The organism is Kitasatospora sp. NPDC002543, assembly GCF_053594915.1.
Window position 1 is genome coordinate 45,826 of sequence record NZ_JBSFWR010000039.1, and the last position, 21,217, is coordinate 67,042.

Consider the following 21,217-nt stretch of genomic DNA (forward strand, 5'->3'; position numbering starts at 1 on the left):
CTCGGCTCTCCTCCGGTCAGGACCGCACGCGCGGGTCGAGGGCGGCGTGCAGGGTGTCGGCGAGGAAGCCGGAGACGAGGACGACGGCGGCGGTGAACAGGTTGATCGCCACGACCGAGTTGACGTCCTGTTCGTTGATCGACTTGATCAGCCACTCGCCCATGCCGTGCCAGCCGAAGATCGTCTCGGTGAAGATCGCGCCGGTGAAGATGCCCAGGAAGCTGTAGGCGAACATGGTCGACATCGGGATCACGGCGGTCCGCAGCCCGTGCTTCAGCAGGGCCCGGCCGCGGGTCAGGCCCTTGGCCTCGGCGGTGCGCAGGTAGTCGGAGCCGAGCACGTCGAGCATGGTGCCGCGCTGGTAGCGGCTGTAGGTGGCGAGGCCGCCGAGGGCCAGCGAGACGGTGGGCAGCAGCAGGTGCAGCGCCCAGTCGGCGAGGTGGGCACCGAGGCCGCCGGTGAGCCCGGGGGTCTCGTACCCGGTGAACGGGACCACCTCGTGGCCGGCCGCGTCCTTGGCGGCGATGGCGCCGTTCTTGAGGAACAGCGCGACCAGGAAGACCGGGGTGGAGAGCAGGACGAAGGACAGCAGGGTGAGCAGCCGGTCGGAGATCCGGTACTGGCGCACCGCGCTCCAGGCCCCGGCGGCGACGCCGAGGACCATGCCCAGCAGGCTGCCGAGCAGCAGCAGCCGCAGCGAGACCCAGACCCGGCGGCCGAAGTCGTCGGCGACCGGGGTGTCGTGGATGGACCGGCCGAGGTCGCCGTGCAGCAGCCCGCCGGCCCAGTGGCCGAAGCGCTCGACGACCGGGGTGCGGTCGTTCAGGTTGAGCGCGGTGAGCTGGCGCTCGACCGATTCGGCGGACGGCCGGGGGACCTTGGCCTCGAAGTAGGTGCGCGGCTGCATGGCGGTCGCGGAGACCGCGTACGCCAGGAAGACGGCGGCGATCAGCAGCGCCGCGTAGTAGCTCAGCCGTTTCGCCAGGTAGCGGAGCATCAACGGCCGCCCGTCGTGGTGCGGGTGGGGCCGACGCGTCTGGTGGGCATCGAGTGGTGGCTTTCGGTTCCGGGCCCGTCGGGGCGTCAGTTGTCGTGGTTCCCGGGCAGGTTGGGAACCAGCAGGTCAGAGTGAAGCACCGGTGCGCTGAGGCGGTGTTGCGGCCGTGTTGCCGCGTGTGACGTCTGGATCAGGTGTGCGCTCCTCCCCCTGGTGGCGGATCTGATCCGCTGTTACGTTCTGCTCGCCCGGTGCCGACTTGGCTGCCCACGCTCAAGCCCCGCCACACCTCCCGCGCCCCAACTACCGTCATCGACCCCAGGGGGACCCTCATGGACGCTTCCACCACGGCCCGCCGCTCCGGCCGGGCGGCCGCCCTCGCCGTCGCCGTCGCGCTCGCGGTCACCGCGTGCACCTCGGGCGGGGGCGGCTCGGCCGACAACGTGGCCAAGAGCGAGCCGCCGAGACAGGACTCCCAGGACATCAACGCCCAGCCGTCGGACCGGATCAAGGACGGCGGCGAGGTGCGCTTCCAGCTGGACCAGTGGATCACCCAGTGGAACCCGCTCCAGGTGGACGGCGGCTCCTACACCGACACGGTGAACCTGGTCCGCGCCCTGGAGCCCTCGCTCTTCCGCACCGACTCCTCCGGCGCCTTCCACCCGGACCCGGACTACCTGGTGGAGGCCAAGGTCACCTCGACCTCGCCGCAGGTGGTCACGTACAAGCTGAACCCCAAGGCCAAGTGGTCCGACGGCAAGCCGCTGAGCTACCTGGACTTCAGGGCCGACTGGCAGGCCGGCAGCGGCAAGGACCCGGCGTACAACATCTACGACCCGTCCGGCTACGAGCTGATCTCCGGGGTGGAGCAGGGCGCCGGCCCGGACGAGGTCGTGGTCACCTTCTCGGAGCCGTACGCGGACTGGCAGAACCTGTTCCGCCCGCTGATCCCGGCGGCCGGCATCTCCACCCCGGACGACTTCAACAAGGGCTGGGTGGAGAAGGTCCCGATCACCGCGGGCGCGCTGAAGATCGGCGCGGCGGACAAGACCGCGCAGACCATCAGCCTCGTCCCGGACCCGGCCTGGTGGGGCACCCGGGCCAAGCTCGACAAGATCACCTTCCGGGTGATGGACAAGGCCGCGAGCATCCAGGCCTACCTCAACAACGAGATCGACTTGGCCTCGGCCGGCACCGCCACCGCGTACGGGCAGCTCAAGAACGCCAAGGACACCACGATCCGGGCCGCCAGCCCGTGGGACGAGGTGCACATCTCCTTCGGCGGCACCGGCGCGCTGGCGGACCAGAAGGTCCGCCAGGCGCTCGGCAGGGCGCTCGACCGCTCGGCGCTGATCAAGATCGCCAACAACGGGGTGCCGGTGGAGTTCAAGCCGCTCGGCAACCACATCATCATGCCCAACCAGACCGGCTACCAGGACAACTCCGGCGAGTGGGCGAAGTTCGACCGGGCCGCGGCCGGGAAGCTGCTGGACGACGCCGGCTGGAAGGAGTCCGGCGCCGGCCAGCCGCGCACCAAGGACGGCCGGCAGCTGGAGCTGCACTGGGTGCTCAGCGACGGCACCACGCAGGCCCAGCTCGACCTCGCCACCGCGGCGGCGGCGATGTGGCAGACGGTCGGGGTCAAGGTCGACCTGGACAAGGTCGCGGCCAACGACTACTTCGCCAAGTACGTCACCCCGGGCAAGTTCGACATCGCGAGCTGGCGCAACACCGACTCGTTCCCGAACTCCAAGAGCCTGGCCAACTTCCGCCTGCCGGTGGGCGACAACACCTTCAGCAACCCCTCGCGGCTGGGCACCCCGGAGATCGACGCGCTGCTGAAGAAGGCGGCCGGGACGGTCGACCCGGCGGAGGCCGTGAAGCTCTACAACGAGGCGGACGCGAAGATCTGGGAGCTCGGCCACACCGTCGAGCTCTACCAGCGGCCCGCCGTGGTGGCGACCCGCAAGGGGCTGGCCAACTACGGCGCCTTCGGTCTCGGCCAGGAGGACTACAGCAAGGTCGGCTGGGAGAAGTAGGTGGCGCCGCGAGGAGGCGGGCCGCACGGCAGGCGCTGGCGAGCAGCGCGGTGATCACGAGGCCGGTGGCGCGGACGCGGGAGGATCGGCTCCGCCACCCCCGCTGTCCCGCCACCCGCCTTGACCTTCCGCGTTGCCCGCACGCCACCCGTGTCGTGGGGCCCGGCAGGGCCCGCGCTCTTCCAACCGGGGAAGAATCTAGCGGCGCTCCGGCCGCTCGCGAGGCAGCGCGCGGGGCACGCGCGGAAACCCGCCGCGCTGTCACCCGGTTCGCGCACCGGAGCGTCAACTACGGCTGACGGCAAGGAAAAAAGGGGGCATATGGGGCCATCGTGACCGGGGGCGTGCGGCCTTCCCCGGTCTCGCCCGTGCGCGCACACTGTCGTGCCGGTGCGCGCACACCTGCCGCGCCGGTGCGTGCGCCGGGGCGGAGCCGCTGCCAGGATGCGCGGGACGGTCCCCCCTTCCGATTCCCGGAGCAGTTCCGATGGCCAGTGACCCCGCCGCGACGGCACCCCTCAGCCACCCCGTGGACCCGCCGCCGGTCCGCCGGATGGTCCCGCGCGACCGGCACGAGCCGCACCGGGTCGCCACCCCGCTGGAGCTCTTCTTCGACCTCTGCTTCGTGGTCGCGGTCGGCCAGGCCGGGCGCGAACTGGCCCACTCCCTGGCCGACGGGCACTACGGGGCGGGCCTGCAGGGGTACGCCCTGTCCTTCTTCGCCATCTGGTGGGCCTGGATGAACTTCACCTGGTTCGCCTCCGCGTACGACGTCGACGACGTGCCGTACCGGGTCACCACGCTGGTGCAGATCGCCGGGGTGCTGATCCTCGCCGCCGGGGTGCCGCGGCTGTTCGCCGCCCAGGACCTGACGCTGGCGATCGCCGGCTACGTGGTGATGCGCCTGGCGATGGTCACCCAGTGGCTGCGCGCCGCCGCCAGCGAGCAGGGGGTGGCGCGCCGGGTCGCGCTGGGCTACGCGGCGGGCATCACGCTCTGCCAGACGGGCTGGGTGGTGATGCTGTTCCTGCCGCACGACGTGCGGCCGTACGTCATCCCGGTCGGGGTGCTGTGCGAGCTGACCGTGCCGGTGATCGCCGAGCTGCGGATGCGGACCTCCTGGCACCCGCACCACATCGCCGAGCGGTACGGGCTGTTCACCCTCATCGTGCTCGGCGAGACGGTGGCGGCGGCGACCGTCGCGGTGCAGTCGGCGGTGGACGAGCACGAGGAACTGGGCCGGCTGGTGCCGGTGGCCGTCGGCGGGCTGCTGATCTGCTTCGCGGCCTGGTGGATCTACTTCGCCCGGCCCGTCCACGAGCACCTGCGCTCCAACCGGCAGGCGCTGGTCTGGGGGTACGGGCACTACCTGGTGTTCGGCTCGGCGGCGGCGATCGGCACCGGGCTGGAGGTCGCGGTGGAGTCGGCGGTGCACCAGGCGCACATCTCCGAGACCGCGGCCACCGCGACGGTCACCGTGCCCACCGCGCTCTACCTGGTCACGGTCTGGTTCCTGCACTCCCGGCACACCAAGCGGGGCGCGGTGGCCCAGGCGGTGGCGCCGGTGGGGGCCGTCCTGGTGCTGGCCTGCACGGCGCTCGGCGGCGCCGGGGTGCTCGCGGCGGGCCTGGTCTGCGCGCTGATGGTGGCGGTGGGCGTGCTGATCCACGGCCGGGAGAGCCGGGCCACCGCCCGCGGGGTCCGGCCGACCCGGGGGCCGGTCGGACCGGGGGTCTAGCCGGTCGGGGTGTCCGGCCGCCCCGGGGCTTCAGCCGGCCCGCCCCAGCAGGACCGGCTCGTGCCGCGCCAGCCAGTCCAGATAGGCCGGGTTGACCTTGGCCAGATCCAGGTAGGCGGAGCGCAGTTCGCCGTACAGGGCGTCCAGCGCGGGCGGGCTGAGCACGCGCGGGCGCCAGGTGAACAGCAGTCGGACGGCCAGCGGGTCCCCGTGCACCGGACGGACCACCGTGCCGGGACCGGGCAGGGAGGTCGGCTGGCAGGGGCGGACGGCCTCGCCGGACGCGACCAGCTCGGCGGCGGTGGCGGCGTCCCGCACCTGCACCACCCGGGGGTTGAGCCCGGCCTCGCTGAACACCCGGCGCATCGCGGCGTACTCGTGGTCGGCGGTCGGGTCGACCATCCAGGTGTCCTCGGCGAGGTCGGCGAGGCGGACGACCGGACGGGCGGCGGCCGGGTGCCCCGCGGCGAGCGCGACGAACTGCGGCTCCCGGGCCATCAGCACCCGCTGCTCGGCGTCCGGCGGCACCCGCAACGGGAAGCCCTCGCTCTCGTACACGAAGGCCACGTCCAGCTGGTCGGCGCCGACCATCCGCAGCAGCGCGCTGGCCGAGACGTCCACGTGGATGGTGGTGTCGGTGTCCGGCAGCCGCTCGTGCACCCGGCGCAGCCAGGCGGCGACGGCCCGGCTGCCGACGCTGCCGATCCGCAGCCGCCGCTGCCGGCCGGGCGCGGTGGCGTCCCGGGCCTCCTGGCGGGCCGCGGCCACCAGGGCGGCCATCTCGGTGATCACCGGCCGGGCCCGGGACAGCACCGAGTGGCCGAGCACGGTGGGCCGGCTGCCGGTCTGCTCGCGGGTGAACAGGGTGCCGCCGATGGCGCGTTCGATGCGGTGCAGCTGGGTCGTGAGGGAGGGCTGGGTCATGCCGAGCTGGAGCGCGGCCTTGCGGAGGCTGCCGGTGTCGGCAATCGCGCACAGCACCCGGAGGTGTCTCACGTCGAGCTCCACGTTCGGAGCATAGACGCAGCCGCACCGCCTCGCCAAGGACATGACAGGCATTCAAGGCATGCCGGAGGGCCGGCCGGCGGATCGGCCGGCTCGGCGGACGGCGACGCGCCGCCGCCATGCGGCGGAGCTATCGCGGGTTGGCATCATCCGTGACGGCCCCGGGCGGGTCGAAGCTCGGTGGACAGCAACCGCCCCGGCAGCACGTCCGGGGCGGCCCCCACCGTGCGTCGCCCCCGGGCCCGGCCCCCACCGGCCCCGACGGGCCGGCGCACCGCGAAACCGGAGCCCCCACATGAAGCGATCCGTGCTGTCCGCCGCCCTGGGCCTGGCCCTCGCGGCCGGCCTCGCGACCCTGCCCGTCACCGCGGCCGCCGCCGCGCCGGCCGCCCCGGCCGTCCAGGGCTACACCGCCCCGGCGTCCGCCGGTCCGGCCGCGGAGGCCGCGAACAACCAGGCGTTCTTCCGGGCCGTGATGGCCTCCGCCAAGGCCCGGCAGGCCGCCGACCCGTGGCTGCTGACCGTCACCGTCACCTACGACACCGCGAACGCGCCCTCCTTCACCGGTCAGATATCCCAGGCCGCCCAGATCTGGAACGGTTCGGAGAGCAACGTGCGGCTCCAGGAGACCGGCGGCAACGGCGACTTCTCGTACTACGAGGGCAACGACAGCCGCGGCTCCTACGCCAGCACCGACGGCCACGGCCACGGCTACGTCTTCCTCGACTACCAGCAGAACCAGCAGTACAGCTCGCTGCGCGTGGTGGCGCACGAGACCGGCCACGTGCTCGGCCTGCCCGACGACTACTCCGGCCCGTGCAGCGAACTGATGTCGGGCGGCGGCCCCGGCCCGTCCTGCACCAACCCGTACCCGGACGGGAACGAGCGCAGCCAGGTCGACTACCTCTGGGCGAACGGTCTCGCGGCGCGGAACTGACCGGACCCGAGGGCGGGTTCGGAACGGCGGGCCGCTCGGCCGGAATCGAGCGGCCCGCCGTTCCGGGTACTTCCCCGGACGGGAGCCTAGCCGCCGCCGGAACGGAATGCCAGGGGCACGATTGAGTCAAGGTCAGGGAAAGACAATTCAATTCGACTCCGCGGAAGGGGTATTGGACGGTGCTATCGCGGGTTGGCATCATCCGCGCACGCACCGGGTTGCCCGAAGCTCTGGGGACACCACCCGTTGACCAGGTGTTCCCCCGGGCCGGCCCCCACCGGCCACGTCACCTCAGGAATCGGAGCCCCCACATGAAGCGATCCGTGCTGTCCGCCACCCTCGGCCTCGCCCTCGCGGCCGGCCTCGCCGTCCTGCCCGCCACGGCCGCCGCCGCGGCGCCGGCCGCCCCGGCCGTGCAGGGCTACACCGCGACGACGTACGCGGGCTCGGCCGCGGAGGCCGCGAACAACCAGGCCTTCTTCCAGGCCGTGATGGCCTCCGCCAAGGCCAAGCAGGCCGCCAACCCGGGCCTGGCGACCGTCACCGTCACCTATGACGCCAGTTCCGCGCCGTCCTTCCGCAACCAGATATCCCAGGCCGCGCAGATCTGGAACAGTTCGGTCGCCAACGTTCAGCTGCGGTCCGGTTCGGCCGCCGACTTCCGCTACTACGAGGGCAACGACAGCCGCGGCTCCTACGCCAGCACCGACGGCCACGGGCGCGGCTACGTCTTCCTCGACTACCAGCAGAACCAGCAGTACAGCTCGGTGCGCGTGGTGGCGCACGAGACCGGCCACGTGCTCGGCCTGCCGGACCACTACTCCGGCCCGTGCAGCGAGCTGATGTCGGGCGGCGGCCCCGGCACCTCCTGCACCAACCCGTACCCGAACACCACCGAGCGCAGCCGCGTCAACTCGCTCTGGGTGCGCGGCTGACCCCTTGGGCGTGACCGCCCCGCCCCGGACCGGCTGGCTCGCCCGCGGCCGGTCCGGGGCACCGCCGCATCGGCGCGCGGCCGGGTTCGGCGGCGGGGCTCGGCCGGGGCACGCCGCCGGGGCGTGGCCGGGCGCCGTCGGTGCCGGGTGCTGTCGGTGCCGGGTGCTGCCGTTGCCGGGTGCTGTCGGTGCCGCGTGCGAGCATGCGGCCGAGACCCGTACGCCCCGACCGCCAGGAGCCACCCCCATGCCCCGTCCCGTCCCCGACCGGCTCGCCGACCTCCCGTACGCCGAGCTGCTGCGCCCGCACACCGGGCCGCTGCGCAGCGACGAGCGGTACGACACCGCGCACTTCGACGGCGGCGAGCACACCGACGAGTCGGGCGCCGGGGCGGCCTTCCTGGAGTGCGCCTTCACCGGCGTCGCGCTCAGCGGGGTCAAGCTGCGCCAGGCCCGGTTCAACGAGGTGTGGGTGCAGGCCGGCCGCTGGGTCGCCTGCGACCTGAGCGACTCCGAGTGGCAGGACAGCTCCTTCGTCGGCGGGGTGCTCGCCGGCGTCGCGGGGTACGGCTCGGCGCTGCGCCGGGTGGTGTTCCGGGGCTGCAAGCTGGAGGCGGTCAACCTGCGCTCGGCCGTGCTGCGGGACGTCGTCTTCGAGGACTGCCTGCTGCGCGACGTCGACTTCGGCGAGGCGAAACTGACCGGCGTCTCCTTCCCCGGCTCCACGCTGGAGGAGGTGCGGCTGCGCGGTGCGACGCTGAGCCGGACGGACCTGCGCGACGCCGCCCGGCTCGGGCTGACCGACGGCCACCAGGGGCTGCGCGGAGCCGTCATCAGCTCCACCCAACTGCTCGAACTGGCGCCGCAGTTCGCCCACGCGCTGGGGATCGAGGTCAAGGACCGCTGAGCACGCCGGCCCCTTCGCCCGTTCAACCGGGCGTCGCTCGGTGACACCCGGGCGAACAGTCCGCCAACCCTCCCGCGCACACCTGGTGGCCCGCTCCGCGCGCGGTGGAGACTGCTGCGCGATCGAGTGCGCCCCGACTTGTGTACACAACATCGTCAGCGAAGGGACGGGCCGGGCCGATGGCCGAGCTGAGTCGTAGGAAGTTCGTCACGCTGTCCGGCGCCGCCGCGGCGGGCCTCGCCGTGGCCGGCACCGGCACCGGCGCCGCGGACGCCGCCCCGAGCGGCACGGCCGCGACGGCCGCCACCGCCGCGCGCGCCACCACCGGCACCATCACCGACGCCCGGCACGTGGTGATCCTGATGCAGGAGAACCGCAGCTTCGACCACTACTTCGGCATGCTGCGCGGCGTGCGCGGCTTCGCGGACCGCAGCGCCATCCAGATCTCCGGCGGCTACAGCGTCTTCAACCAGCCCAACGGCCTGCTCGCCCGCCAGTACCCGTGGCAGTTCAGCCAGACCAAGCCGGCCGGGGGAGCGGACCCGGAGCGCCTCGCCCAGTGCAACGGGGACCTCAGCCACGGATGGGGCGATCAGCACAAGGCCTGGAACGGCGGGAAGATGGACTCCTGGGTCGCCGCCAAGGGCAACGTCCGCACGCTCGGCTTCCTCACCCGCCAGGACATCCCGTTCCACTACGCCCTGGCCGAGAACTGGACGATCTGCGACGCCTACCACTGCTCGGTGCTGAGCGCGACCGGCCCCAACCGCACCTACCACTGGTCCGGCCAGATCGACCCGGCCGGCACCGCGGGCGGCCCGGCCTACGACGGCGGCGACGAGAAGGGCCTGCGCTGGCAGACCTACGCCGAGGCGCTGGAGGGCGCCGGCGTCAGCTGGAAGGTCTACCAGAACGCCGCCGACAACTACGGCGACAACGCCCTGGCGTACTTCACCAACTTCACGGGCGCCCAGGCCGGCAGCCCGCTGGCCGTCAAGGGCATGGGCTCGGTGCCCAAGGTCACCGGGCGGACCCCGGACGACATCGCCGCCGCCATCAAGGCCGACGTGCTGGCCGGGACGCTGCCGCAGGTGAGCTGGATCGTCCCCGACCAGGCCTCCTCCGAGCACCCGTACGCCACCCCGGTGGACGGCGCGCACTTCGTCCACATGGTGATCGACGCGCTCAACGCGGACCCGAACGTCTTCGACTCGTCCGTCCTGTTCATCAACTACGACGAGAACGACGGCTTCTTCGACCACGTCCCGCCGCCCGCCGCCCCGGCCGGCACCCCGGGCGAGTTCTACAACGGCACCAACATCGGCCTCGGCTTCCGCGTCCCGCTCATCGCCGTCTCGCCGTGGACCCGTGGCGGCTGGGTGAACTCCGAGACCTTCGACCACACCTCGGTGCTGCGCTTCCTGGAGACCTGGACGGCCGCCCTCGGCAAGCCCGCCACCTGCCCGAACATCAGCGACTGGCGCCGCCGCGTCTGCGGGGACCTGACCAGCGTGTTCGACTTCGCCAACCCGGTCTACGGCCTCCCGGCGCTGCCCGACACCTCGCAGACCATCGGCCTGTCCGCCTGCGGCCCGCTGCCCAACCCGGCGCCGGTGAACAACCAGCTCCCGGTGCAGGAGTCCGGCACCCGCCCGGCGCGCGCCCTGCCGTACCAGCCGAACGCCAACCTGGACCACCTCGAGTTCGGCTCGGGCGGGGTGATGAAGGTCTGGATCGCGATGGACAACGGGGGTGCCGTCGCCACCAAGTCCGCGCACTTCGCGGCCTACGCCAACGCCTACCGCGGCGGCGGCCCCTGGCAGTACACGGTGGACCCGGGCGGCAGCACCAGCGACTTCTTCAACTGCGGCACCAACTTCGGCGGCGGCCCGTACGACCTCACGGTGGTCGGCCCCAACCGCTTCCTGCGCCGCTTCAAGGGCGACGCGACGAAGGCGGGCAAGAACGCGGCCGTCACCGCCTCCTACGCGGTCGAGCCGGGCACCGGCAAGCTCGCGCTCTACTTCCGGCTCGCCAACTCCGGCAGCACCCCGATGACGTTCACGATCGCGTCCAACAACTACCGCACGGACGGCCCCTGGACGTACCAGGTCCCGGCCGGCGGCAGCGTCAGCGACTTCTTCAACGCGGTGGCGTACAACGGCGGCTGGTACGACTTCACGGTGACGGTCGACGCCGACAGCAGCTGGTCGCAGCGGTTCACCGGCCACCTGGAGACGGGCGCCCCCAGCATCACCGGCTGACCGTCGTCCCCACCGCGCCGAACGGGGCCCCACTCCTCCGCCGAGAAGCGGGGCCCCCGCGTCACCGCCGCCAGAACAGGTGGTGCGCCACGCCGCTCGGGCTGGGGACGACCTCCAGGTGGAACCGGTCGAGCAGCTCGTCGGGGGACTCCCACAGCTTCAGCCCGGAGCCGAGTTCCAGCGGGGAGACCACGACGTGCAGGGTGTCCACGAGGTCGGCGTCGAGGAACTCGCGGATGGTGGTGACCCCGCCGCCGAGGCGGACGTCCTTGCCGTCGGCGGCCTCCCGGGCCTGCTTGAGGACGGTGGCCGGGTCGCCGTCGACGAAGTGGAAGGTGGTGTCGGAGAGCGTGAACGACGGCCGGCGGTGGTGGGTCATGACGAACACCGGAGTGCGGAACGGCGGCTCGTCGCCCCACCAGCCGAGCCACTCGTGGTCCTGCCACGGCCCGCGCTGGGGCCCGAACTTGTTGCGGCCCATGATCTCGGCGCCGATGTTGCGGGCGAAGTCCCGGGTGAAGTAGTCGTCCAGGCCCCGGCTGCCGCCGGCGTCGGTGCGCATCGGCCAGCTCGCGGTGGCCCCGGCCCAGGAGAAGAGCCGCTCGGGGCGGTCGAGGCCGAACGGCAGCTCGAAGGTCTGGTGCTCACCGGCGGCGATCCCGTCACCGGAGACGTTGAAGTTCATGACTCTGAGCAGTTGGTCCATGGCGGGGGCTCCTGTCCCGTGATCGTGCGGCGGGGTGCCGCACACCCTGACGTCGGAGCGGACGCGGCCGGATCGACATCGGACCCGAAAATCTTTTCCGGGCACCGAGGGAGTCCTCCGGAGCGCCGGACGACCGGCCGGGGGAGCCGCGCCGTTCAGGCGAACGGGCCCCGGGGGAACCACGGGTCGCGGACCTCGCGGGGCCCGTCCGGCGTCAGCAGGGTGAGGCCGAGCGCGCCGGAGGCGTACTCGGCGAGCTGCACCGAGCCGTGCCGGGTCTCCAGTTCGGCCTGCACGGGCACCGGCAGTTTGGTCAGGGCCCGCCGGAGCTGGAGGGCGTCGCGCCGGCTGATCGGCTGCGGCGCGCGCAGCACCAGCCGCAGCGGGCTGAGCGGCCCGGCCACCGGCACGCCGCTGCCCAGTTCGTAGCCGGCCGCGCCGATCGGGCCCCAGGGCAGCCGGTGGTCGGCGACCAGGCGGCCGACCTCGGGCAGCAGGGCCAGGGCCGGGATGCCGGCCAGCCGCTCGGGGGCCAGGCGCTCTCGCCGCTCGGGCAGCTGCTCGGGCCGCAGCGTCCGGGCCACCGCCGCCCAGGGCGCCAGGGCGTCCAGCCGCTGCCCGGGGCGCGGACCGCGCACCGTCACCGGGAACCACAGTTCGGGCGCCGCCTCCGGGTCCCGGGTGCAGCGCTGGGGGTGCGGCAGGTCCACCGGGCTGCCGACCACGGAGGGTGCCCGGCCGACCGTCACCCAGGGGTGCGCCCGCAGCACCGCCCGCGCCCAGTCCGGCAGCCCGCCGCCCGCGAGGGGCCGCAGCGAGCTGGGGCACTGCATCAGCAGCAGGTCGTGCGCGCCGGGCAGCCGCCCGTCCAGGGCGGCCAGCGGGCCGACCCGCCGGCGCGGTCCGTCGTGCGGGTCCTCGGCGGTGCGCCGGGCGTGGCTTCCGGGGTGTACGACGGTCACAGCGGGCTCCAGAGGGTGGCGTCGATTTTCGCCGACGGCCCCAATCTGCGCCCGGGCGGCGGCCCGCCGCTACGGCCCTTGGGCGCGGCCACCAGGGACCAAAGGCTCAAGGTGCGTCCGCCCGCCCCCGGTGTGAGAGTGGGGGCGAACCCGGTATCCGACCTTCCGTCCCGTCCCGTCTGGAGGAGTCATGGGGATCATCGACAGGTTGTTCCACCGGCCGCAGCACGAGTCCGCCGGGCAGGAGTCCGCCCAGCGTGCCGCCCTCGCCCACGACGAGGCCGCCGACGCGTACGGCGACGACGTCGAGCGCACCCGGGACCAGCAGCAACGGCTCGCCCAGGAGGAGGCCGACCGGCGTGCCGCCGAGAACATGACCTCCGAGGGCGACCCCTGGGGCTGAGCCCCCGGATCACCTCGTCCGCGGCGGCAGCGGCGGGCGCCGCAGGTCCGGCCGGGGCGTGCTCGCCGGCGGGGGCTCCGCGGCGGGCGCGTCCTCCAGCAGCTCCAGGGCCAGCTGGACGGCCGTGAGCAGCTCGGGGTGGCGCCCCCGGGCCCAGTCGCGCGGGGTGCGCAGCACGTGCACGTCCGGTTCGACGCCCCGGTTCTCCACCGACCAGCCGAGCCCGCCGCCGAACCAGGAGGCGTTCTTCGGCACCGAGATCTGGGTGCCGTCGCCGAGGGTGTGCCGTCCGCTCATCCCGACCACCCCGCCCCAGGTGCGGGTGCCGATCACCGGGCCGAGCCCGAGCAGCCCGATCGCCGCGATGATCACGTCGCCGTCCGAGCTGGTGGCCTCGTCGGCCAGCGCCACCAGCGGTCCGCGCGGTGCGTGCCGGGGCCAGCGCACCGGCCGGCGGTCCCGGCTGAAGTCCCAGGCCAGGACGTGCCGGGAGAGCTTCTCCAGCACCAGTTCGGAGACGTTGCCGCCGGCGTTGCCGCGCACGTCCAGCACCAGCGCGGGTTTGTCCAGCTCGCGCCGCAGGTCCCGGTTGAACTGCGCCCAGCCGGAGCCGCCGAGGTCCGGGATGTGCAGGTAGCCGCACCGGCCGTCGCTGAACTCCCGTACCAGGGAACGCCGTTTGGCCACCCAGTCCTGGTAGCGGATGGGCCGTTCGTCGGTCAGCGGGGTGATCACGATCCGCCGCACCGGGCCGTCCGGGCCGCCGCCGCGCAGGGCCAGTTCGAGCGTGGTGCCCCCGGTGCCGGCCAGCAGCGGCAGCGGTCCGCGCAGCGGGTCCACCGGGCGGCCGCCCACTTCCAGGAGCTCGTCGCCGTCCCGGACGCCCTGGGCGGCCAGCGGGGCGCGGGCGCGCGGGTCGGAGGTCTCGCCGGGCAGCACCCGGTGCACCAGCCAGCGGCCGTCGGGGGAGCGGTGGGCGTTGGCGCCGAGCAGGCCGAGCGGCTGCTGGGCGAGGGTGGGGCCCTCGGCGCGGCGGGAGGGGGTGACGTAGGCGTGCGAGGTGCCGAGTTCGCCGAGGAGTTCGCGCAGCAGGTCGGCGAAGTCGTCGGGGGAGCAGATCCGGTCCAGCAGCGGCTCGTACTGGGCGACCAGCGCGGGCCAGTCCAGGCCGGACATCCGCTCGTCCCAGAACTGGTCCCGGACGATCCGGGCGGCCTCGTGGTAGGCCTGGCGCCACTCGGCGGCCGGGTGCACGGTGTGGGTGATCCGGCGCAGGTCGACGGTGGTGCCGGCGGAGGGGGCGGCGACCGGGACCACCCGCAGCGTCCCCGCCGAGTAGACCGCGATCGAGCCGCCGTCCCCGGAGACCGCGTAGCCGTCCAGCCGGTCCACCAGGGTGCTGCGGGTGCCCCGGGCCAGGTCGAAGTGCTCCAGTGAGGGGCGCCCCGAGGTGTCCTCCGGGCTGGCGAAGGTCTGGCCGAGGGTGCCGGAGATCGGCCAGCGCAGCCAGACCAGGCCGCCGCGCACCGCGTCGGTGGCCGAGTACTTGGAGGCGATCACCGGGAACTGGAGCAGTCGCTCGCCGATGCCCTCCGGGTCGACCCGGACGGTGCCGTCGCCGCCGCCGTCGCCGTGCGGGGCGCCGTCCTCGGCCGCCGCGGCGAACGGCGAGGGGGTGTCGGCGGCGAGCGGGACGAGGTACGGGCGGCAGCCGAGCGGGAAGGAGAGGTCGCCGGTGTGCACGTCGTGGACCGGGTCGAAGCCGCGCCAGGAGAGGAAGGCCAGGTAGCGGCCGTCCCGGGTGAACACCGGCTGCTCGTCCTCGAACCGGCCGTCGGTGACGTCGGTGGTCGCCGCGGGCGCGTCGGCGCGGGTGAGCCGGATGCGGCGCAGCGAGCGCCCGGCGACCGGCTCGGACCAGGCGATCCAGTGCGAGTCGGGGGAGAAGCGGGCACTGGAGACCGGCCCGTAGCCGGAGGCGGCCAGTTCGCGCACCTCGCCGTCGGCGGCGGAGACCACCAGCAGCCGCCCGTCCGAGGTGGTGGCGGCGAGCCGGCTGCCGTCGGGGGAGGCGGTGAGCTCCAGGACGCGGCCGATCCGTCCGGCGGCGAGCACCCGGCGGTGGCGCCGCTCCGGCCCGGGGTGGTCCGGCGGCCCGGTGTGGCCCGGCAGCGGCACCACTTCGACGGCGTCGGCGCCCTCGGCGTCGGTGATCCAGGCCGCCTCGCCGGTGTGCCCGAGCACCACCGGCAGCCGGGTGCGCACCCCCGGGGTGTCGGCGAGGGCGCGGGCCGGGCCGTCCTTGTGGGTGAGCCAGTACTGGCTGCCGCGCACGGTGATCACCCCGGCGTGGCCGGTGCGGTCGCAGGCGAGGTCCTTGACCTGGCTCGCGGCGCCGACCAGGTACGGGCGGCGGCCGGCGCGGGCGCCGCCGAGCGGGACGTGCAGCCGGCGCGGGGCGGGCGCGTCCAGGCCGTCCAGCAGCCAGAGGTCGCCGGCGTGCTGGTAGACGATCCGGGTGCCGTCGGTGGCGGCCTCGCGGGCGTAGTAGGAGGCGTGGTCGGTGTGCCGGCGCAGGTCGGTGCCGTCCGGGCGGCAGGAGTAGACGTTGCCGATGCCCTCGTGGTCGGAGAGGAAGGCGATCCGGCTGCCGGGGGCCCCGTCGACGGGCATCGGTGCGGCGAGGTGCCCGGTGTGCTCGGGCAGGATCCGCTCGCCGTCGACCCAGAGCCGGCCGGTGGCGCCGCCCCGGTAGCGCTTCCAGGCGGCGGGCTCGTGCGGGGCGGCGCCGGTGAGCAGCACGGTCCGTTCGCGGCTCATCTGGGCGTCGCCGACCGGCCCCCAGGGCATCCGGCGGCCGGGGGAGCCGTCCGGCGGCAGGGAGTGCGCCCAGGTGTAGTGGCCGAAGGGCTCGTGGTAGGAGGTGACGGCCAGCACCTCGCCGTCCGGCAGCCAGCCGCGCACCCGGGTGTCCTGGCTGCCCCAGAAGCTGAGCCGGCCCGCCTGGCCGCCCTCGACCGGGGCGGTCCACACCTCGGGGGTCAGGCCGAGCCAGCTGGTCCAGGCGAGGGTGGTGCCGTCGGGGGAGAAGCGGGGGTGGCTGACCCTGGTGCGGTCGCAGCAGACCCGCCAGGCCCGGCCGGTGGTGTCGGCGCCGGCGTCCAGCGGGGCGATCCAGACGTCGTCCTCGGCGGTGAAGGCGAGCAGGCCGCCGTGCAGGTGGGGGTGGCGGAGGTAGCCGGGCGGGGTCACTCCTCCATCCTTCGACGGGGTGTCACCCCCGGCAACCGGAGCGGCCGGGAACCGGTCTGGACCATTGACACCGCCCGGCCGGATCCACTTCAGTGGTCTAGTCCAACTTGGGTGCCAGGCCGGGCCGTTCCCCCCACTGGCGCGTGCTCCGGCGTGCCCTCGGACGTCCCCCACGACCGCGCCATCGCAGGAGCGCCCGCATGCGCAGAACACCCACCCCCCGAACCCCCGCCACCGGCCGCCGCGCGGCCCTCGCCGCCGGTACCGCCTCCGCCGTCGCCGCCGCCACCCTGGTCGGCGTCACGCTGGGCCTGGCGCCCGCCGCCTCGGCCGGCGAGTTCCTCGTCAACGGCGGCTTCGAGTCCGGCTCGCTCGGCCCCTGGAGCTGCAGCGGCAACTCCGGGAGCGTCGTCACCAGCCCGGTGCACGGCGGCAGCCGCGCGCTCGCCGCGGCCGCCACCGCCGGCGACACCGCCCAGTGCGGTCAGACCGTGACCGTCGCCCCGAACACCACCTACACGCTCAGCGCCTACGTCAACGGCTCCTACGTCTACCTGGGCGTGGACGGCGGCGGCCCGAGCACCTGGACGCCGGGCACCGGCGGCTCGTACCAGAAGCTCAGCCTCAGCTTCACCACCGGGGCCAACCAGACCAGCGCCACCGTCTACACCCACGGCTGGTACGGGCAGGGCACCTACTACGCGGACGACGTCTCGCTGGACGGCCCGGGCGCGCCCAGCCCGACGCCGACGCCCACCGGCACCGCCTCGCCGACCGCCACCGCCTCGCCGACCGCGACGCCCACCGGCACCCCGACGGGCACTCCGACCGGCACGCCGACCGGGACGCCCACCGGCACCCCGACGGGCACTCCGACCGGCACGCCCACCACCTCCCCGGCCGGCAGCCACGCCCTGGTCGGCTACCTGCACGCGAGCTTCGCCAACGGCGCCGGCTACACCCGGATGGCCGACGTCCCGAACTCCTGGGACTTCATCGACCTGTCCTTCGGCGAGCCCACCTCCGTCACCTCCGGCGACATCCGCTTCAACCGCTGCCCGGCCACCGAGTGCCCGACCGTCGAGTCGGACGACGAGTTCAAGGCGGCCATCGCCGCCAAGCGGGCCCAGGGCAAGAAGGTGCTGATCTCGATCGGCGGCCAGAACGGCCAGGTCCAGCTGACCACCACCGCCGCCCGGGACGCCTTCGTCAGCTCGGTCTCGGCGATCATCGACAAGTGGGGCCTGGACGGCCTGGACATCGACTTCGAGGGGCACTCGCTCTCCCTCAACACCGGTGACACCGACTTCAAGAACCCGACCAGCCCGGTCGTCGTCAACCTGATCTCCGCACTGAAGACCCTCAAGGCCAAGTACGGCCCGGGCTTCGTGCTGACCATGGCGCCGGAGACCTTCTTCGTCCAACTCGGCTACCAGTACTACGGATCCGGCCCCTGGGGCGGGCAGGACCCGCGCGCCGGGGCGTACCTGCCGGTCATCCACGCCCTGCGCGACGACCTGACCCTGCTGCACGTCCAGGACTACAACTCCGGCTCCATCATGGGCCTGGACAACCAGTACCACTCGATGGGCGGCGCCGACTTCCACGTCGCGATGACCGACATGCTGCTCAAGGGCTTCCCGGTGGCCGGCAACGCCAACAACGTGTTCCCGCCGCTGCCCGCCTCCAAGGTCGCCATCGGCATGCCGGCCACCACCAACGCGGGCAACGGCTACGTCGCCCCGGCGGAGGTGAACAAGGCGCTCGACTGCCTCACCAAGCTGGCCAACTGCGGGACCTACGTGCCGCGTTCGGGCGCCCAGCCGAACCTGCGCGGGCTGATGACCTGGTCGGTCAACTGGGACCGGTTCGGCGGCCAGGAGTTCTCCAAGAACTTCAACGGCTACTTCGGCCGCTGACCCGCTCGGGTAGCCGCCCGACCGGGCGGATGACCCGACGGCCCGCGGGGCCGTGCTTGAACCTGACACCGGTGTGAGGTCCGAGCATGGCCCCCATGGCGACCACACAGCTTCCGACCCCGGTACCCCGCAAGCCCTTTCCGCTCCCCGCCCTGCTCGCGCTGGCCACCGCGGTCTTCGTCACCGCGCTCACCGAGAACCTGCCCGCGGGCGTGCTGCCCGGGATGAGCGGGGCGCTCGGGGTCGGTGAGTCCGCGGCCGGGCAGACCGTCACCGTCTACGCGATCGGCTCCGCCGCCACCGCGATCCCGCTCAGCTCGGCCACCGCGGGCTGGGGCCGCAAGCGGCTGCTGCTCACCGCGATGGCGGGCTTCGCGGTGGCCAACACGGTCACCGCGGTCTCCACCAGCTACCCGCTGACGCTCGCCGCCCGCTTCCTCGCGGGCGTCGCGGCCGGCCTGGCCTGGGCCCTGCTGGCGGGGTACGCGCGCCGGCTGGTGCCGGCCGAGCAGCAGGGCCGGGCCATGGCGGTGGCGATGGCGGGCGTGCCGGTGGCGCTGTCGCTGGGAGTGCCGGTCGGCACCTTCCTCGGGCAGGCGCTCGACTGGTGGGTGCCCTTCCTGGCCATGACGGCACTGGCGGTCGTCGTGATCGGCTGGATCGCGGCACTGCTGCCGGACCAGCCCGGGCAGCCGACCGGCCAGCGGGAGCCGGTCCGGCAGGCGCTCACGGTGCCCGGTGTCCGGCCGGTGCTCACCGTCACGGTGCTCTTCGTGCTCGCGCACACCATCCTGTTCACCTTCGTCGCGCCCTTCCTGGACCGGGCCGGCCTCGGCGGCGCCACCGGACCGGTGCTGCTGGTCTTCGGGCTGGCCTCGCTGCTGAGCGTCTGGCTGGTCGGCGCCCACATCCACCGCCGGCTGCGGCAGCTGACCATCGGCGGCGCGCTGCTGGTCGCGCTGACGGCGGCCGTCCTCGCGGTCCGGTCCGGCGGCGCGCCGCCGGTGTACGTCGCGGCGTTCTTCTGGGGCCTGGGCTGGGGCGGCGCGCCGACCCTGCTCCAGACCGCCCTCGGCGACGCCGGCGGGGAGCGGGCGGACGCCGCCCAGGCCGTCCTGGTGACCCTGTGGAACGCCGCGATGGCGGGCGGCGGCGTGGTCGGCGGCCTGGTCCTGAGCGGCCTGGGCACCGGTGCCCTGCCCTGGACGGTGCTCGCGCTGATGCTCCCCGTCCTCGCCGTGGCCACCGCCGCCCGCCGCCACGCCTTCCCGGCCCCGGCCCGGCGGCGGTGAACACGGCCCGGCGTCAGCGCTCCATCAGCCGGTGCACCGCCTCGACCACCTCGGGGGAGGCCTTCGCCATGGAGCCCGAGTCGTACGGCGGCTGCGGGTCGTACTCGATCAGCAGCTGGATCGCCTGCGCGGTGGTGTCCCCGCTGATCAGGCCGGTCAGCGTCAGGGCGAGGTCGATCCCGGCCGAGACCCCGGCGGCGATGGCGTACTTGCCGTCGATGACGACCCGCTCCGTCCCGGTCGGCTCCGCCCCGTACGCGGGCAGCCGGTCCAGCACGCCCCAGTGGCTGGTGGCCCGGCGGCCCTTGAGCAGCCCGGCGGCGCCCAGCAGCAGCGAGCCGGAGCAGACCGAGGTGGTCCAGGTGGTGGTCGCGTCCACCCGGCGCAGCCAGTCGAGCAGCGCCTCGTTCTCGAGCTGGGCCTTCGTCCCGGGGCCGCCGGGCACCAGCAGCAGGTCGGCCGAGTCCACCTCGTCCAGGGTGGCGTCCGCGGTGACCGCCAGGCTGCCGACGTCGTTGCGCACCGGCCCCCGCTCGGCGGCGACGAACACGACCTCGGCGCCGGGGATCCGGGACAGCACCTCGTAGGGGCCGACCGCGTCCAGCGTGGTGAAATCGGGGTAGAGCAGGATGGCGATGCGCATCAGTGACCTCCGGTCGGTTCGGGTCGGAAGCGGCGCCGGTACTCGGCGGGCGGGGCGGCCAGGGCCCGGACGAAGGCGCGCCGCATCGCCTCCGGGGTGCCGTAGCCGCAGGAGCGCGCGATCTCCTCGACGCCGTCGTCGGTGTCCTCCAGCCGGCGCCGGGCGGCCTCCAGCCGGACCCCGTCCACGTACCGGCCCGGGGTCACCCCGACCTCGCTGGCGAAGGCCCGGGCGAAGTGCCGCGGCGACAGCGCCGACCGGTCGGCCAGCGCCTCGACCGAGAGGTCGGCCTCGGGGTGCTCGGCGATCCACTGCTGCACCTCGCGCAGTGGCTGCCGGGCCGCCACCTGGGCGGCCAGCTGGGTGCTGAACTGGGCCTGGTTGCCCGGCCGGCGCAGGAAGACCACCAGGTGGCGGGCGATCAGCAGGGCCGTCTCCCGTCCGAGGTCCTCCTCGACCAGGGCCAGGGCCATGTCGATCCCGGCGGTGACCCCGGCCGAGGTGGCGATCCGCCCGTCCCGGACGTGGATCGGGACCGGGTCCACCTCGACGTCCGGGTACCGCCGGGCGAGTTCCTCGCCGTAGGCCCAGTGGGTGGTGGCCCGGCGCCCGGCCAGCAGTCCGGCCTCGGCGAGCAGGAAGGCCCCGGTGCACACCGACACCACCCGCTCGGCCCGCCCGGCCAGCTCCCGGATCCGCGCCACCAGGGCCGGGTCCGCCAGCTTGGCGCCCTCCCCGCCGGGGACCAGCAGGGTGTGCACCGGCCCGACCTCCGCCAGGTCCGCGTCCGGCAGCAGCCGCAGTCCGCTGTGGCTGCGCACCGGGCCGCCGCCCGGGGAAGCGGTGGTCACCCGGTACGCCCCCGGCTGCCCGGAGGCCTTGCCCGCTCCCGCGAACACCTCCAGGGGGCCGGTCACGTCGAGGCTCTGCACGCCCTCGAAGAGGACGATGACCACGCTGCGCGCTCTCATGCGGCCAGCGTCCCAAGGGGGGAGCGGTGGCAGCAATGACCTGTTTCCCACCTTTCCTGCCATCCGCCGCGCGGGAACGGGCGGAACGTGCGGACAGGACGCGCGGGCGGGCGCGGAAACGCCGGAAGGCCCTCCGCTCTCGCGAAGGGCCTTCCGGCTGTCTGTGCGCCGCCAGGGACTCGAACCCCGGACAGATAGGAAGAGCGTGGTGGAGGGAAAAGTGTGCAAAGACGGGTGTAAAAAACGG

The 21,217-nt window shown here is 73.9% G+C and carries 16 protein-coding genes; 9 read left to right on the forward strand and 7 right to left on the reverse strand.

The window, feature by feature from the left end; all coding sequences use genetic code 11:
- Positions 1-16: 16 nt before the first annotated feature.
- Entirely contained in the window at positions 17-997 is a 981-nt protein-coding gene (locus ACWD4P_RS18640; protein ID WP_359817812.1) for an ABC transporter permease, read from the reverse strand.
- Positions 998-1,329: 332 nt separating this feature from the next.
- On the opposite strand from ACWD4P_RS18640, the gene ACWD4P_RS18645 reads away from it, so the two are divergent.
- Both ACWD4P_RS18645 and ACWD4P_RS18650 read left to right on the forward strand, forming a co-directional pair.
- A complete protein-coding gene (locus ACWD4P_RS18645; RefSeq protein WP_449780287.1) occupies positions 1,330-3,036 on the forward strand; it encodes an ABC transporter family substrate-binding protein in 1,707 nt (568 codons plus the stop codon).
- A 487-nt stretch (positions 3,037-3,523) separates the two neighbouring features.
- Positions 3,524-4,774 carry a low temperature requirement protein A gene (locus ACWD4P_RS18650; protein ID WP_449780288.1) on the forward strand — a complete coding sequence of 417 codons (1,251 nt, stop codon included), beginning with the start codon at positions 3,524-3,526 and terminating at the stop codon, positions 4,772-4,774.
- A gap of 30 nt (positions 4,775-4,804) precedes the next feature.
- Here ACWD4P_RS18650 and ACWD4P_RS18655 read toward each other — a convergent pair whose 3' ends face one another.
- On the reverse strand, positions 4,805-5,782 hold the full coding sequence (locus tag ACWD4P_RS18655; protein ID WP_449780289.1) for a LysR family transcriptional regulator: 978 nt from the start codon (positions 5,780-5,782) through the stop codon (positions 4,805-4,807).
- Between the two features lie 292 nt (positions 5,783-6,074).
- Here ACWD4P_RS18655 and snpA (ACWD4P_RS18660) point away from each other — a divergent pair, with 292 nt between their 5' ends.
- From snpA (ACWD4P_RS18660) to ACWD4P_RS18675, 4 genes are all read left to right on the forward strand, one after another.
- A complete protein-coding gene (gene snpA / locus ACWD4P_RS18660; RefSeq protein WP_449780290.1) occupies positions 6,075-6,716 on the forward strand; it encodes a snapalysin in 642 nt (213 codons plus the stop codon).
- A 311-nt stretch (positions 6,717-7,027) separates the two neighbouring features.
- A complete protein-coding gene (gene snpA, locus ACWD4P_RS18665) occupies positions 7,028-7,651 on the forward strand; it encodes a snapalysin (protein WP_359821460.1) in 624 nt (207 codons plus the stop codon).
- A gap of 247 nt (positions 7,652-7,898) precedes the next feature.
- Entirely contained in the window at positions 7,899-8,558 is a 660-nt protein-coding gene (locus ACWD4P_RS18670) for a pentapeptide repeat-containing protein (protein ID WP_359821457.1), read from the forward strand.
- 179 nt (positions 8,559-8,737) lie between these two features.
- A complete protein-coding gene (locus ACWD4P_RS18675; protein WP_449780291.1) occupies positions 8,738-10,822 on the forward strand; it encodes a phosphocholine-specific phospholipase C in 2,085 nt (694 codons plus the stop codon).
- Positions 10,823-10,883: 61 nt separating this feature from the next.
- Here ACWD4P_RS18675 and ACWD4P_RS18680 read toward each other — a convergent pair whose 3' ends face one another.
- Together ACWD4P_RS18680 and ACWD4P_RS18685 are read right to left on the reverse strand one after the other, a co-directional pair.
- Positions 10,884-11,528: a dihydrofolate reductase family protein gene (locus ACWD4P_RS18680; protein ID WP_449780292.1), complete on the reverse strand. Its 645-nt coding sequence runs from the start codon at positions 11,526-11,528 to the stop codon at positions 10,884-10,886.
- Positions 11,529-11,683: 155 nt separating this feature from the next.
- Positions 11,684-12,490: a phosphoribosyl-dephospho-CoA transferase MdcG domain-containing protein gene (locus ACWD4P_RS18685; protein WP_449780293.1), complete on the reverse strand. Its 807-nt coding sequence runs from the start codon at positions 12,488-12,490 to the stop codon at positions 11,684-11,686.
- A gap of 190 nt (positions 12,491-12,680) precedes the next feature.
- Here ACWD4P_RS18685 and ACWD4P_RS18690 point away from each other — a divergent pair, with 190 nt between their 5' ends.
- Positions 12,681-12,893 (forward strand): hypothetical protein, encoded by a 213-nt coding sequence (locus tag ACWD4P_RS18690; protein ID WP_359821447.1) that lies wholly within the window; start codon positions 12,681-12,683, stop codon positions 12,891-12,893.
- Between the two features lie 9 nt (positions 12,894-12,902).
- On the opposite strand, the gene ACWD4P_RS18695 is transcribed toward ACWD4P_RS18690, so the two are convergent.
- Positions 12,903-16,145: a S41 family peptidase gene (locus ACWD4P_RS18695; protein ID WP_449780294.1), complete on the reverse strand. Its 3,243-nt coding sequence runs from the start codon at positions 16,143-16,145 to the stop codon at positions 12,903-12,905.
- A gap of 200 nt (positions 16,146-16,345) precedes the next feature.
- Here ACWD4P_RS18695 and ACWD4P_RS18700 point away from each other — a divergent pair, with 200 nt between their 5' ends.
- Together ACWD4P_RS18700 and ACWD4P_RS18705 are read left to right on the forward strand one after the other, a co-directional pair.
- Complete coding sequence (locus ACWD4P_RS18700) at positions 16,346-18,064, forward strand: chitinase (RefSeq protein WP_449780295.1); 1,719 nt, start codon at positions 16,346-16,348, stop codon at positions 18,062-18,064.
- 95 nt (positions 18,065-18,159) lie between these two features.
- The gene (locus tag ACWD4P_RS18705) at positions 18,160-19,356 is read left to right on the forward strand and encodes an MFS transporter (RefSeq protein WP_449780296.1); all 1,197 of its coding nucleotides are present in this window, start codon (positions 18,160-18,162) and stop codon (positions 19,354-19,356) included.
- Positions 19,357-19,369: 13 nt separating this feature from the next.
- Here ACWD4P_RS18705 and ACWD4P_RS18710 read toward each other — a convergent pair whose 3' ends face one another.
- Positions 19,370-19,999, reverse strand: a complete 630-nt coding sequence (locus ACWD4P_RS18710; RefSeq protein WP_359821437.1) for a DJ-1/PfpI family protein — start codon at positions 19,997-19,999, stop codon at positions 19,370-19,372.
- Complete coding sequence (locus ACWD4P_RS18715) at positions 19,999-20,970, reverse strand: GlxA family transcriptional regulator (RefSeq protein ID WP_449780297.1); 972 nt, start codon at positions 20,968-20,970, stop codon at positions 19,999-20,001. The genes ACWD4P_RS18710 and ACWD4P_RS18715 overlap by 1 nt, the downstream gene beginning before the upstream one ends.
- Positions 20,971-21,217: the final 247 nt, after the last annotated feature.